Annotated in this window: 16 protein-coding genes; 7 read left to right on the forward strand and 9 right to left on the reverse strand. The window is 37.5% G+C overall.

Going from position 1 to position 14,317, the window contains the following annotated elements:
• Positions 1–50 precede the first annotated feature (50 nt).
• Entirely contained in the window at positions 51–776 is a 726-nt protein-coding gene (locus BMF77_RS23780) for a hypothetical protein (protein ID WP_148766339.1), read from the forward strand.
• 195 nt (positions 777–971) lie between these two features.
• On the opposite strand, the gene BMF77_RS23785 is transcribed toward BMF77_RS23780, so the two are convergent.
• Positions 972–2,108, reverse strand: a complete 1,137-nt coding sequence (locus BMF77_RS23785; protein WP_148766341.1) for a quinone-dependent dihydroorotate dehydrogenase — start codon at positions 2,106–2,108, stop codon at positions 972–974.
• Between the two features lie 97 nt (positions 2,109–2,205).
• Between BMF77_RS23785 and BMF77_RS27485 the strand changes: the two genes are divergently transcribed.
• Together BMF77_RS27485 and BMF77_RS23790 are read left to right on the forward strand one after the other, a co-directional pair.
• Entirely contained in the window at positions 2,206–2,376 is a 171-nt protein-coding gene (locus BMF77_RS27485) for a hypothetical protein (protein ID WP_210422377.1), read from the forward strand.
• The gene (locus BMF77_RS23790) at positions 2,357–2,512 is read left to right on the forward strand and encodes a DUF2256 domain-containing protein (RefSeq protein WP_015080582.1); all 156 of its coding nucleotides are present in this window, start codon (positions 2,357–2,359) and stop codon (positions 2,510–2,512) included. The genes BMF77_RS27485 and BMF77_RS23790 overlap by 20 nt, the downstream gene beginning before the upstream one ends.
• Here BMF77_RS23790 and BMF77_RS28295 read toward each other — a convergent pair.
• Complete coding sequence (locus BMF77_RS28295) at positions 2,471–2,626, reverse strand: hypothetical protein (RefSeq protein ID WP_246863016.1); 156 nt, start codon at positions 2,624–2,626, stop codon at positions 2,471–2,473. The genes BMF77_RS23790 and BMF77_RS28295 overlap by 42 nt on opposite strands.
• Positions 2,571–2,714 (reverse strand): hypothetical protein, encoded by a 144-nt coding sequence (locus BMF77_RS27020; protein ID WP_246863017.1) that lies wholly within the window; start codon positions 2,712–2,714, stop codon positions 2,571–2,573. Before BMF77_RS27020 ends, BMF77_RS28295 begins: the two co-directional genes overlap by 56 nt.
• Here BMF77_RS27020 and BMF77_RS23795 point away from each other — a divergent pair.
• Positions 2,708–3,652 (forward strand): isoaspartyl peptidase/L-asparaginase, encoded by a 945-nt coding sequence (locus tag BMF77_RS23795; protein ID WP_148766343.1) that lies wholly within the window; start codon positions 2,708–2,710, stop codon positions 3,650–3,652. The genes BMF77_RS27020 and BMF77_RS23795 overlap by 7 nt on opposite strands.
• A 250-nt stretch (positions 3,653–3,902) precedes the next feature.
• Positions 3,903–5,345 (forward strand): ATP-dependent DNA helicase RecQ, encoded by a 1,443-nt coding sequence (locus BMF77_RS23800; RefSeq protein ID WP_148767204.1) that lies wholly within the window; start codon positions 3,903–3,905, stop codon positions 5,343–5,345.
• Between the two features lie 41 nt (positions 5,346–5,386).
• Here BMF77_RS23800 and BMF77_RS23805 read toward each other — a convergent pair whose 3' ends face one another.
• From BMF77_RS23805 to BMF77_RS23825, 5 genes are all read right to left on the reverse strand, one after another.
• Positions 5,387–7,405 (reverse strand): hypothetical protein, encoded by a 2,019-nt coding sequence (locus tag BMF77_RS23805; RefSeq protein ID WP_148766345.1) that lies wholly within the window; start codon positions 7,403–7,405, stop codon positions 5,387–5,389.
• A gap of 324 nt (positions 7,406–7,729) precedes the next feature.
• Positions 7,730–8,224 (reverse strand): hypothetical protein, encoded by a 495-nt coding sequence (locus BMF77_RS23810; protein WP_015080579.1) that lies wholly within the window; start codon positions 8,222–8,224, stop codon positions 7,730–7,732.
• A gap of 513 nt (positions 8,225–8,737) precedes the next feature.
• On the reverse strand, positions 8,738–9,502 hold the full coding sequence (locus BMF77_RS23815) for an energy-coupling factor ABC transporter ATP-binding protein (RefSeq protein ID WP_148766347.1): 765 nt from the start codon (positions 9,500–9,502) through the stop codon (positions 8,738–8,740).
• 10 nt (positions 9,503–9,512) lie between these two features.
• Positions 9,513–10,172, reverse strand: a complete 660-nt coding sequence (locus tag BMF77_RS23820) for an energy-coupling factor transporter transmembrane protein EcfT (protein WP_148766349.1) — start codon at positions 10,170–10,172, stop codon at positions 9,513–9,515.
• Entirely contained in the window at positions 10,165–11,088 is a 924-nt protein-coding gene (locus tag BMF77_RS23825) for an energy-coupling factor ABC transporter permease (RefSeq protein WP_015080576.1), read from the reverse strand. Before BMF77_RS23825 ends, BMF77_RS23820 begins: the two co-directional genes overlap by 8 nt.
• Positions 11,089–11,403: 315 nt before the next feature.
• Here BMF77_RS23825 and BMF77_RS23830 point away from each other — a divergent pair, with 315 nt between their 5' ends.
• Together BMF77_RS23830 and BMF77_RS23835 are read left to right on the forward strand one after the other, a co-directional pair.
• The gene (locus BMF77_RS23830; protein ID WP_148766351.1) at positions 11,404–11,751 is read left to right on the forward strand and encodes a XisH family protein; all 348 of its coding nucleotides are present in this window, start codon (positions 11,404–11,406) and stop codon (positions 11,749–11,751) included.
• 193 nt (positions 11,752–11,944) lie between these two features.
• Positions 11,945–12,466 (forward strand): transposase, encoded by a 522-nt coding sequence (locus BMF77_RS23835; protein ID WP_210422257.1) that lies wholly within the window; start codon positions 11,945–11,947, stop codon positions 12,464–12,466.
• 354 nt (positions 12,467–12,820) lie between these two features.
• Here BMF77_RS23835 and BMF77_RS23840 read toward each other — a convergent pair whose 3' ends face one another.
• Entirely contained in the window at positions 12,821–14,263 is a 1,443-nt protein-coding gene (locus tag BMF77_RS23840) for a phosphoglucomutase/phosphomannomutase family protein (protein ID WP_148766353.1), read from the reverse strand.
• Positions 14,264–14,317 lie beyond the last annotated feature (54 nt).

A 14,317-nucleotide genomic window follows, 5' to 3' on the forward strand; every position in this document is an offset into this window, starting at 1 on the left:
TGCCAAGATAGAGATATTATTTTGTAAAAATTCACTTGGCAAAAATCAGTATGAGTGAAAAAACCATAGAAAGCCCAGGCAAAAGTTTTCTCGTTCTAATTTTGCCGATATCGTTTTTGATTGTTTTCCTGGTTAATACCTGGAAAGTTTTACTGGTAATCTTAGCGCTATTAATGGTTTTCAACCTTTGGCAGCAATCTAGATGGGAAAAGTGGTGCAACCAAGTTAACCCACTCTTTTATGAATTGGTTGAGGAAAATCATGGCAAAATTACACCCATGGACTTGGCAATCAAGGGTAATTTTTCGGCAGAGGCGGCAAAACGCTATTTAGATGGCAAAGCTAAGGAATTTGGTGCTAGTGTACTAGATTCAGAAAATGAGGAGGATCAATCGTACTACTTTATTAATGCCAGTATTCTTGGTGATATTCTTGATAGTAGTGAATTGGTAGAAAAACTTCCCGATCAACCAGTTACTAAAATTGCCCGTTCGTTTTTAGCTCCACCTCCACCTATTTCCCCGGAGGGAGAAGCGCAATCTGAATCCTTATCTGTTCCTACCCACGAGGAAGTGAGAAAACCTCTAGAAGAACAGTTAGTTTTTGGTTCACTGATTCAATCTGAATTAGCTAAACGGCTAAATGTCTATTCCAGCACGGTTTACAAGCGACGCAATGACCCAGATTTTGCCCAGTGGTGTCGTAGCCGTGATCCTGATGGTATTGCTTGGTCCTATTCTCGTAGGTCTAAGGAGTTTTTCCCCATCGAAGAATAGGAGGCAGGAGGCAGGGAGCAGTTTTACCACTGACAACTGTACGGGCGAAGCATTTGGATAACTATTTTTGGCAATGACCGATAATTTATCTTCCAAATGCTTCGCCCCTACTAACAACTAACTACTGTACGGGCGAAGCATTTGGATAACTATTTTTGGCAATGACCGATAATTTATCTTCCAAATGCTTCGCCCCTACTGACCAATCCCAATCGCTTGACAGATGGATGTTAGTCCATTTTCTTCTAGCTTGGTTAATAAACCGGACATGATCCGGCGTACCATCATTGGTCCTTCATAGATCCAGCCTGTATAAGTTTGAATAAGACAAGCACCGGCTGTGATTTTTTCCCAAGCATCTTCAGCGGTAAATATACCACCTACACCAATGATAGGCATTTGCCCTTGGGTTTGTTGGTAAATGAAGCGAATTACTTCTGTGGAGCGATCTCTCACTGGTTTTCCGCTAATTCCTCCCGCTTCCTCTTGGGGGGATTTACCAGTTTTTTCAATAATTTGGGTTTTGAGTCCTTCCCGGCTAATCGTGGTGTTGGTGGCGATTAAACCAGCAATTCGGTAGGTTTTAACCAGAGCAATAATGTCAGATATTGCTTCCCATTCTAAATCGGGGGCTATCTTCACAAATATGGGTTTCTGTGCAGTGTTTTCCTGCTGTAGCATATCTAAGATTTGACTGAGCATGATAGCATCCTGGAGCGATCGCAATCCCGGTGTATTGGGAGAGGAAACATTAACTACAAAATAATCACCCAAATCCTTCAGTAATCGAAAACTCTCTAGATAATCCTGCGCTGCTAGTTCCAAGGATGTTATCTTAGACTTACCTAAGTTTATTCCTATCGGTATTGGGATTGGGTAAATTAAATGTTGTTTTGCCTCTGTTAATCTTGCGGCCATTGCGACAGCACCAGCATTATTAAAACCCATCCGGTTAAGTGCCGCTTGATCTAAAGGCAAACGAAATAAACGGGGAGGAGGATTTCCTGGTTGTGGATGATAAGTAACAGTACCCAATTCAGCCAACCCAAAACCAAAATTATGCCAAATATTAGCAGCAATACCGTCTTTATCAAATCCAGCCGCTAACCCCAAAGGATTGGGAAATTTCATTCCCAGTATTGTTTGTTCTAATCGCGGATCATTTAGACACAGATATTGCTGAAATAGGCTATTTAACCATTTAGTAGAAGGATAATAACTGGCTTTCGACAGCCAATTTAGACTACCAATGGTTTGTTTGTGCAACCACTCTGGTTCGGTTTTTACCAGAGTAAATAGAACATGACTAACTAATGCTTTATAAATATCCAATTTAGGGTAACATCTATCAATTATTAATAGATACCAAAGCTAAAATCCATTAGGAATGTATACCAGGCATCTTCATATATATTACTATAACTTATAATTGGCAGCAAAAAAAATTAAAGATGCTAAACAACAAATGATATCTTTGGGGCAACTTATCCAAAATTTGAGAGAAGATGATAGACTTTATTCACTAATTAAAACTACTATTGCTTATCTTCAAGAATGGTTTGAAGTTTGTATTGATTATGATGGGGCGTGTTCGTTCTAAATCTGATTTACCAGAAAAAATCTGTGTAGTCTGTCAACGTCCGTTTGCTTGGCGGAAAAAATGGCAAGATTGCTGGGATGAAGTGAAATATTGCTCAGAACGTTGTCGTCGTCGTCGTTCTCACGCAAAAAATTAACAACTGACAACTGTACGGGCGAAGCATTTGGAGAACTATTTTTGGCAATGACCGATAATTATCTTCCAAATGCTTCGCCCCTACTGACAACTGACAACTGTACGGGCGAAGCATGTGGAGAACTATTTTTGGCAATGACCGATAATTTATCTTCCAAATGCTTCGCCCCTACTGACAAAATAAATGACAAAATAAATGACATTACAAATACAACCTAAATTAATTATTCATGGTGGTGCTGGTAGTTCTCTCCAAGGTAAGGGGGGATTAATCGCAGTCCGCAATTCTCTTTCTCAGATTGTTGCGGAAGTCTATGCTCTTTTGCTGACGGGTGCAAGTGCGACTGAGGCTGTAGTTCGGGGTTGTCAGATGTTGGAAGATGAACCCCGGTTTAATGCTGGTACTGGTTCTGTACTGCAATCTGATGGACAAATCCGCATGAGTGCTTCCATTATGGATGGAACGACTGGCAGGTTCAGTGGTGTAATTAATGTGTCACGGGTGAAGAATCCGATTGAAATGGCGCTGTTTTTACAAGATGCTGATGATCGGGTTTTATCCGATTATGGTGCGGCTGAGTTGGCGCGGGAGTTACAACTGCCTATTTATAATGGTTTAACTGATTTGCGCTTGAAAGAGTGGACTCTAGAACGCCAGGATAACTTTAAAAGAACCATGGCTGGGGTAGTAGCAGAACCAGAAATGGCGGAAAGTGCTGGTAGGGGGACTATTGGTGTTGTGGCTTTAGATGGCTATGGTAAATTAGCTGCTGGTACTTCCACAGGTGGTAAAGGCTTTGAACGCATTGGGCGAGTCAGTGATTCGGCGATGCCAGCGGGTAATTATGCAACTAGTCATGCAGCAGTTAGTTGTACGGGCATTGGGGAAGATATTATTGATGAGTGTTTAGCCGCTAAGGTTGTGGTGCGTGTTACTGATGGAATGTCACTACAGGAGGCTATGCAGCGATCATTTACGGAAGCTAAGAGGAATAATCGGGATTTTGGAGCGATCGCTCTTGATGCCACTGGTGCGATATCCTATGGTAAAACCTGTGAAGTATTACTAGCTGCTTACCATAATGGAGAAAGCATTGGTGATACTTTGGAATGGAATGATCAAGAACTAATTGGTCAGTAGTCAGTAGGGGCGAAGCATTTGGAAGATAAATTATCGGTCATTGCCAAAAATAGTTCTCTAAATGCTTCGCCCGTACAGTTGTCAGTAGTCAGTAGGGGCGAAGCATTTGGAAGATAAATTATCGGTCATTGCCAAAAATAGTTCTCCAAATGCTTCGCCCGTACAGTTGTCAGTTGTCAGTGGGAAGAGTAAAGATAAATATTTTCCTTATTTTCCCATTTATTCTTTTTTGCGCTTTTGTGGTAAAAAAATGAATCTCCCAGTAACACAATCTTGGCAAGATGTTCGCGCAGCATTAAAGGCGATTTGGGGATATGACGATTTTCGTCCCCCCCAAAAAGAAATTGTTAACTGTTTAATATCACAAAAAGATTCACTAATTATTATGCCCACAGGTGGGGGGAAGTCAATTTGTTTTCAACTTCCTGCCCTACTACAAACAGGATTAACTTTAATAGTTTCTCCTTTGGTGGCATTAATGGAAAACCAAGTTGAGGAATTACGGCAACTATCACAAAAAGCAGCACTTTTACACAGTGAATTAACTCCATCTCAACGCCAGGCAACTTTGCAAGCTTTAGAAAAACAGCAATTAAGATTATTATATTTATCACCAGAAACCTTACTTAGTCCAGCAGTGTGGCAAAAGTTGTGTAATCCTCAACTGCAAATTAATGGTTTAATTCTGGATGAAGCCCATTGTTTAGTGCAGTGGGGTGATAGTTTTCGTCCAGCTTATCGGCGTTTAGGGGCTGTGCGTGAAGCGTTACTAAAGTCAAAACCACCGGGAACAAAAATTAGTATAGCAGCTTTTACGGCAACGGCTGATCCTTTAGCCCAAAAGATTATTTCTACAGTTTTAAAATTAGACAAACCTGAGATTTTTCGGATTAATCCCTATCGGGAAAATTTAAATCCTATTGTCCGAATTGCTTGGACTCCTAAAGGGAGAAAACAACAATTATTAAAATTTATTCAAAAACGACCAAATCAAGTTGGTTTAATTTATGTACGGACTCGAAGAGATAGTGAAAATTTAACGGAATGGTTAACAGAAAATGGCTTTCATACTGCTAGTTATCATGCAGGATTAAGTCCAACAGAACGCCGGAATATTGAAGCAAGTTGGTTAGGTGGAAAAATCCTTTTTGTGGTGTGTACTTGTGCTTTTGGCATGGGGATAAACAAGTCAGATGTGCGCTGGGTAGTTCATTTTCATGCGCCACATTTATTATCTGAATATGTGCAAGAAATAGGCAGGGCGGGAAGAGATGGAAAACGTGCTGATGTTTTAACTTTAGTAAGTGAACCAACGGGATTTTTAGATGCTGAGGATAAGCAAAGACAGAAATTTTTTGCAGCACAAATGAAATTGCAACAACAAAAAGCCCAACAATTAGCGAAACAATTACCAACCCAAGGAGAAATAAATACTGTAATTAAAGAATTTCCCAATAGTGCTGTGGCACTTTCTCTTCTGCATAGTAATGGACAATTGGAATGGCTTGATCCTTTTCACTATTCTATGTCTTTGCCGTCAGGAAAACCAGCAAAAACACAATTACAAGCTGCTAAACAAATGAGTGAATATCTTACTACTAAAAAATGTCGTTGGCAGTTTTTATTAAATGCTTTTGGGTTTGAAACAACGACTAATTGGCGTTGTGGACATTGTGATAATTGTGGAAATTAATAAACACAATCTGGAAAGATAATTATTACGATATTCCTAGATTATATGCCTAATTTTTTAAATAAAATATTATTCCTTTGTTTTGCATCTTTAACAAGTTTGTTAAATGATAATATTTCAATATAGGTTTTTAATCCAGGGTTAAAACCAAAAAAACCTTGAAGGTCTGGTGTTGGAGTCAGAGAAGAATTAACAGCAAAAGTTTGTATTTCTTCTGTTAAATCACAAATAATATAGGCATAGAAAGGTGTATCTTCACGAAGAGATATTAATCTACCATCTTTATTCTTGTGTTTGCCTGATCTAACCTGGCGTATATAAGAATAAACTTGAGCAATAGGATTTTCTGATGCAGAATATCCCTCTCTCATTGGGCGTTTAAATTCTATTACTACGACGGAAGAATAAGGCTGTTCTTCATCTGGTACAAAAGCAATAGGATGGTTGAAAACTAAAAGGTCTGGTCTATCATTACTTTCTGAATCTAAACTTTCTAGTCTTTTTAAGGATTGATCAGAGGAAAGATATTCATGATAAGACAATCTTTCATCTATTATCCAGAGATTTTGTTTCTCAAAAACATTAATTTCATCAGAAGATGTTCTCATTGGAAAAATTATTTCATGTATATCTTTTTCAAGACTATATCTTCCATCTGAATCAAGAATTAGATTTTTTTCAAACAGACTGATTATGATTTTTCTATGAATAACATATTTTGCTAACTTAGACATCCCTAGATCATTATACTGTTCAAGAAAATTATAATATTCTTTGCTATACTCAGGAAATCTCTCAAAGTGTTCTAGGGGAGTTTTCAATATTCTTACTCCCGTTTCTTTCAGGGATAGTTCATAGCTCGACATTATTTTATGAAGTTCTATTTCTAGTTTTTCTGGAGGAAGTCCAGGTTTTATAGACTCTAATTTATCTGTAGCATATTTTAGTAACGGACGATATTCTACAGCTTCTTCTATAATGTATTTTTGTATTTCTTTCTGTTTCTCTTCCTGTAATCCTTGTAAAAATGGAGAAAGATTATTAGATATTACAGAAATTAATTCATTTTGTATTTCTTTATAAGAAATAAGTCCAATATCTTCTGTAAAACCCTCATGATTATGAATTAGGTTAAAATTAGTTCTTTCTTGATTAACATATTGATCTAAACAGTCACTAGAAACAAAAGCCAGATAGGTAAAAGGCCTTCCTTCTCTGTCACGAATTTTTCTTTTTTCAATTAAATTAGGGATATAGTTGTGTAAATTTTCAGAAATAACGGTTCTATGATTAGCGCAATAAAAAAGTTTATGGCTTGAATCGGATGAGTTGTAATATTTAATTCCTTTAAGATTAAAAGTATATTCTTTTATTTTAATTACATCATTATCCGAGAATGATTCTAAATTTTCATTAAAGTATGTATTAATGTTGAATTCTTTTTTTCCATCAACTACTCTAATTTTGGGTGGTGTTTCTAAAATAAAGTATGAAATACAGTGTTCTAGAATTTGCTTGCCTATAGTTTCACATTTTTGAGGGCATTTTACTTTATATGGATTTAAGAAATTTTTAAGTTCAACTTTTGTATAAAATTCTTGTTTATTATTTAATTCTATTTTCTGGTTAGAATTTTCTTGAACTCCTTTGCAAAAAAGGCTAAATTCTATATTACGTTTGTAAAAATTATTTTCTTCTTCAAAAACACTTTCAATCAGTATTTCTGTAAAAGCTTTAAGCCATAAAAATCTACCAACTCCTTTTGAGCCTCTGCTTTTTTTATATGTACTGTCTGAAGTACAAAAAGACGTATAGTTAATATAATTAAATCCTACTCCGTTATCTAAAACAACAAAACCTTGTATTGGAGATAAATTTCCATCTTCTATGAGTTCTGTTTGATTACCTTCCCTTAAAAGAATAATGTCAATATATCCATTATTGATTTTTGAATCCTCAATAGAATGAATTGAATTTACTACACACTCAAACAATGGCAATAAACATTTATTCTCAGCTAAAGGAGTGTTGTTAATTCTACCTTCTAAACTTATGTCCATGACTTAATGGGTTTAGTTATTTACGTATCTGTTACATTCTACTATACTATATACAAATTTATTTATGTGTTTAGATATTTAAATTAACTTAGCATTTCTTTTTAAATTCTCATTTTCGATCTAGCTTACCATACATTTACTTCAACAGTAAGTGCCTAAATATTATACAAAAACACACTACAATATATTAATGCTTTTCGTAATGCGGATAAATTTGTCTGGATGATTAATTTGTACAGTCTGTAGGTCTTAGCAAGATTAAAAATTAAAAAAAGAAGAGTGAAGAATCTAACTCTTGAATTTTTAATTTTTAATTCTCAATTTTTAATTCTTAGCTGCTTCTGCTTGGCTACAATATTTATTTAATTGAACGCCTAAAGCATCTGATTCCTTACCAGCAGTTTTAGCTGCGGTTGTCAGTGCGGAATCAATTTCTCTTCTAGCTTTTTCAACTTTTACTCTACCATCTGATGATGCTTCTGCTTTCTTAGTATCTGCAAGAGCTTGAGAAGCCTTGGCTATGGCTTCACTAAGATGATCAAAGATTTTGATAAAACTGGTTTCAAATTCTTGCAGTTTGGGGTCTTTTAAATTTAATTCCTGAATGGATTTGGTGACATTTTTCAAGTCTTTGGATAATTGCAAGCTAGTTGATGCTTGCTGACCTTTTTTAATATCAATCAGTGATGTACCCTGATTGACAACTGTAACTAATCGCTGACATTGGGAGGTTTTAGTCTCACTGCAACTAGTAATTAACAAAGCAATGCTCAGGCTAACAGGAGCAATAACTGGATAACGGGAAAACAACATTAACATCCCAAGAGCAATAAAATTCCCTAAATATTAAGCCAATTGACACTCTCAGGGAAGACAGCCACTGAGATTCTACTGACAGAATTAAATTAAGAGTTTAGCTCAATCTAATCTCGCTGCGACCGTCAAACGCCGCCTAAACGCTCAAAACAACTGCCAATCAAGGTGTCGAAATTGCGCTTACTTTTATGGTTTTCAGTGTTTTTAGAATCCATCACTAAGCCAAGACGCGGTACGCTCCACAACCTGCCATTACTCGCTCTTTCAAGTCAATACTGCCGTTAGGACTTAAACCTAACCGTTGTTTCATAGGAGCCGGAATTTCTCCGTACTAGGATGCTTCAACACGTAGATGTTTTTTGTTCTTACTCACAATTTAATTCTAACATACCACAGGGATTAAAATCCCTCGTGCCGTTTCGTTTCCCTCTCAGGTCTAAAGACGCGCTCGTTTCCCACTTACCGCGAGGTCTTATGATCATTAATTCGCAATTACGAATTTCTGTGTTGCACAGTTTACCAATCTACTGGCAACCCTAATTTATCTAAGGTTTTGCCATCTTGCAACAGTGGTTGGATGTCGCTGTCTATTTGGATTTTACCAGTAGAGAGGACTAAAGCCCGTTGGGTGACTCTTCCTAGCCATTGGAGATCATGGGAAGCTATTAACATGACTTTAACAGGCAATTTTAATAATACTTGGGCTAAATGTCGTCGCCATGCTGGATCAAGTCCGTTGGTGGGTTCGTCTAAGATGAGAATGGCAGGATCTAGGGCTAAAATTGCGGCTAAGGCGGCTAAACGTCTTTGTCCTCCAGAAAGTTCATGGGCGGAACGATGGGCGTAGGACTCTAATCCAAAGTCCGCTAATAGTTGATGGGCTTTATCTTTAGCGGCTATAGATGAGACACCATAATTAAGAGGTCCGAAAGTAACATCTTCGAGGATTGTGGGCATAAATAATTGGTCGTTAGCATCTTGGAACGTAAAACCAATTTGTTGCCGTACTTCTGGCAAAGTATCTGGTAATAAGGGGATACCGTTAATCCAGATTTTGCCGTTTTGAGGATGTTTTAAGCCAATGAGGTTTTCTAGTAAGGTGCTTTTTCCTGAGCCTGTAGCACCCATTAAAGCGACGCGATCGCCTGTTTGTAGGCTAAAAGAAATTTCTTGTAGCACGGGTTGCTGGTGCGAATAGGCATATACCAGATTTTGGACTTCAACGACATTTGTATGCGGTTGAGAAAGGGAAATTTGGGGATTAGAAGTTAATGATGTCAAGATTCACCACTCAAATAACAGTAAGGTAGGAACTTAGGGTTAAACAAGTAGCTGTCACCCCAGCTATTAACAAGATAAAACGTTCTTTTGGTTTGAGGGGGGAATCTATGGGTAATTGTCCGTTATATCCACGGGCTACCATAGCAGCATAAACTCTTTCGGCTCTGTCTAAGGTGCGGAGATACAACGCCCCAATCATTGAAGCACTGGCATAGCGTAGCCACCCTGCTGCACCATTTAAACCACGTAATTGGGCGCTGCGCTGCATTTGCGTTACTTCTAAAAGTAATATTTCTAAATATTGCGCGGCTAAGATCAGGTTTTCCTTTAATGGTGCAGGTATTGGTAAGCTTTTGAGGGCGATACCCAAACTGTGGGGGGGTAAGGTTAATAAGAAACTATTCATCGTAATTAAACAAATTAGGGAACGCACAAGCAAAAAACTAGCTCGTTCCCATCCCAATGGTAAAGCCATCAATGATAGAAAAATTAATTCTGCACCGATTAATCCGCCTAATTTGCGAATGGGTACTTGTAAGATACAAACCCAAATAAGGGCGATCGCCCCATATACTAGTAAATTAGACCAAGTATGATGTTTTAAAAAAGCTGCCCCAATCACAATGATCAGGGATAACTGCAAGCGTAATGGTAAGGAAATTTTAAGCATTATTCGGTTTTATCACTTTGGCAATTCCAAAAGCCACAGCAAAGCAAGCTGTAGAACCCACTAAACCAGCAATACTTGTCCCAATTTGTCCTAAACCTTTAATCTCATAGTCAGCCAAAGGTGTTGGTACAATTACCCGCACATTTTCAGCTAAGTTGATAAAACCCACGTTTTCTGCTACTTTTTCTAAACCATCTGGCCAAGCAGAAGCAAATAGAGACAACACACCTGAAATTAGCAAAATACTGACAACGGGAACTAACCAGCCTCTAACTTTGTGTTCTTCACCTGGTAACAAATCTGGACGGGCTGTGGCTAAATAGGTTAATACACCCCCGGTAATTAATCCTTCTCCAATACCAATCAAAATATGTACACCTGCCATGGTGGGTAAAACTATGTTGGCTGGTGCTGTTCCAGACAGGGCTAATTGAATGGCACAAGCTACAGCGGCGACAACTACGCTCACTCCTGCTGCTATTCCTGCTGCTAGGGGTAAACGCCTTTGAGAACCGCCCAATAGTCGTTGTAAGGTTTGGGTTAATCCCCACGCTACCCACACGCCGATTACTCCCATGTTTAAAATATTTGCACCCAAGGCGGTGATACCACCATCAGCAAATAGCACAGCTTGAATAATTAAAACTGTGGCAATACATAGCATTCCCGCCCAAGGACTACCTAAAATAATGGCAGCTAAAGCTCCTCCTAATAGGTGGCCGCTGGTCCCCCCCGCTACAGGAAAATTAATCATTTGGGCGGCGAAAATAAAGGCTGTGGTTAAGCCGAGAATGGGGGCGCGACGAATGCCAAAGGCTGTTTGCGATCGCTCAAAAGCCACAAATAAAGCGGCTGCACTGGCTAAACTGGTAGCGGCTGCAACTGGCACAGAAATAAATCCATCGGGTATGTGCATGAGATTGGTGTTTTTTTAATGTGTTTTTTGCAAACTAATTGTAAGTAATATAACGACTAACAAAATTAATAGCAAACTAAAATTTAGCTCCTTTGACAATACCCTATTGGTAGATGTTTTGGAATTTTATTTAGGGTAATTCTGTAATAAAAAATACGTCAAATTATATATTTATTTTGTGAATCGTTAACATTTATAAATCTTTATGACATATTCTCATAATTCTAACTGCTTTAGTAAATTATTTTTGTTTCATAAAAATGTTAATATACAAGTAACATAGTGAAACCAAGTTACAACTTTGGAATTAACACCGTGCCAGCTAAAGATGCTTTTCATAATATTGTCAAAACAGCACTAGAAAAAGAGGGCTGGTTTATTAGTCATGCTCCTTATCCATTGCAAGCGGGAACATTAGAATTATATATTGATTTAGGAGCAGAAAAGGTTATTGCAGCCGAAAAAGAAGGACAAAAAATAGCCATAGAAATCAAAAGTTTTCTTAATGCTTCAAAAATTACGGAACTTTATGCTGCATTAGGACAATTTATAATTTATCGTCTGGCTTTACAAGAACAAGAACCAGAACGGATATTATATTTAGCAGTTGCTATTACTGTTTACAATGAATTTTTTATAATGCCTTTTATTCAGAAATGTTGAATAGCGTAATAAAACTTTACATATTGAAATAAAATATTATGGAGTCAAGGATATCATCAAGTAAAACTATTTTGTGGGTTAGATAGTTTGACATCAGAAGTTGGTGGAATGGTGATTCATTTTGGACAAGGACATGACCATAAATATGGACAAGAAACAGTAGAAGCAATCCCGTCATGCATGAGTAGGGATAATGGATAGAGGATTTGCATCCTCCGAAAGAATATCTGAATTAAAACAACAAAAAAATAAAGCTTTTGTCTTAAGAATTAAAAATAATGTCACTTTAGAAATGCTAGAAAATGGTAATTGTAAAGTTGGCAAAGATGAAAGAGAAGTGGAAATTAGAGTAGTAGCATTTTGTGATATAGAAACTAAGAGTGAATTTCGTTTAGCAACAAACTTATTAAATGAAGGAGAAGAGCAAGTTAGTAATCAAGAGATTATGGAAATTTACATACAAAGATGGCAAATTGAATTGCTATGGAAATTCTTAAAAATGCACCTCAAGTTAGATAGACTTATGACAAAGAATGAGAATGGAATTAGAATTCAAATAATGTGCTGTTTAATCGCTTATTTGATATTGCAACTAATAGAAATACCGCAAGAATTTGGCAGAACTTTATTAGATAAACTCCGTTATATTCAGTCCTATATGTGTCAGGAAATAAGTTATGTTCATTGGTTTAGAAAACTTATTTGGATAAGATGAAAAATAGCACTTATAGGCTAAGTTTATTTCAATATGTAAAGTTTTATTACGCTATTCAACATTTCTGCTATATATACTTTAAATGTTAAAGATTTTCGCTTTATTGTCGGGTTAAATTTGCATCAGTCTTCTAGTAACTATTCATCATAATTAGTGATTGAAAAAAAAAGTAATTAAGAGAGGAAATTGATTAAAACCCGTTTATATATAAATCGCAATAAAGTCCCCAACCCATCACAAAAACCCGATAAAATACCCAAATAACATCTTACAAAATAGCCATTTATCCGGGGAATAAATTCCCCGTCTCATAGTTAAAGTCGGTTAAAACCGACTAGGAATTGAAGTTATTAATTAATTGGATTCAGCCCAATTTTTTGCCCAATTTAGGGTTTGATGAACTTCTTCCAGAGTTGCGGCTTCACAATAAAGACGTAAAACTGGTTCAGTTCCGCTAAATCTAATCATTAACCAACTTTGATCAGCCAAACGGAATTTATAACCATCAATTGTTTGACAACCAATGACTTCTTTACCCGTAATTTCCGTCAAAGGTTGGGATTGTAAAAGGTCTAATAGTCGCCCTCTAACTTGCATATTAGCTAAAGGTAAATCAATGCGATCATAGCTGGATGAAAAACCAGTTTGTTGTTGTAAATAGCGATAATATTCACCTAAATCCAAACCAGATTCCACCACAGCTTCTAATACATAAAGTGCCGATAATAAAGCATCACGTTCGGGAATATGGCTACCATAACCAATGCCACCGGATTCTTCACCACCTAGCAATACCTGCGTCGCTAACATTCGGTCAGCAATGTATTTATAACCTACTGCTGTTTCATGGATAGAAAGGTTGTGTAATGCGGCTACACGGGGCATTAAGTCCGAACCGCTGACAGTTTTAACGATTTCGCCCTGAAAGTTCCGCCGTAGGGTTAAATGGTCAATTAAGATGGGAATTAAGATTTGGGAACTGAGGAAATTAGCATCTTGATCTACTGCGGCAATGCGATCGCAATCTCCATCAAATACCAAACCCACAGTTAAACCCGTTTTATGGGTTTCCCGATGAGTTTTCATAACTGTAAATAGCCGGGAAAGATACTTTGGTAAAGGTTCAGGTGCACCACCTTCAAATAGAGGATCACGGTCGCTATTAATTTCTTTGACTTGTTCCCCTAATAATCGTGTTAGTCCCCCAGCCGCAGCCCCGTGCATGACATCCACAAATACTGTTAATTTGCCAGAATTGATAACTTCTTTGATTTTGTCAATATCAACTTTAGCCGCTAATGCTTGACAATAACTTGGCCAAGGATCAAAGGTTTCTTCCTTACCTGAAATCGCCGCTGGGGCAACTTCTTCTGATAACAAAGCCTCTATCTCTTGAGTAACTTCCGGTGGCACTGAACCACCAAAAGCACTTTTAACTTTTAATCCTAAATATGCACCAGGATTATGACTAGCTGTCACAACTAATGCCCCTAAAGCCTTGAGTTCTTTAGCCGCCCAACTATAAGCCGGAGTGGGGGCAAAGGTTTCGCTAAACAGGACATCAAACCCAACTGCGGTGACGGCATTGGCAACCACACGGGCAAACTCTTCCGCCATAAATCGGCGGTCATAACCGACAATAATCGTCCGGCTACCTACTTCAGAAAAGTAAGTATTATGTAAAACTTTGGCTGCTACGGTTGCGACTAATGCCAAGCGTTCAAAGGTAAACTCCTCACCTATCACACCCCTCCAACCATCTGTACCAAACTTGATTGGGTTAGTTACAACTGACATAAAAATATCCTAAATTTCTCACTGAGAATTTTAACATTAGTCAGTTCTTAACAG

The organism is Dolichospermum sp. UHCC 0315A (assembly GCF_008121535.1).
In the GTDB taxonomy this organism is placed as follows: Bacteria; Cyanobacteriota; Cyanobacteriia; order Cyanobacteriales; family Nostocaceae; genus Dolichospermum; species Dolichospermum lemmermannii.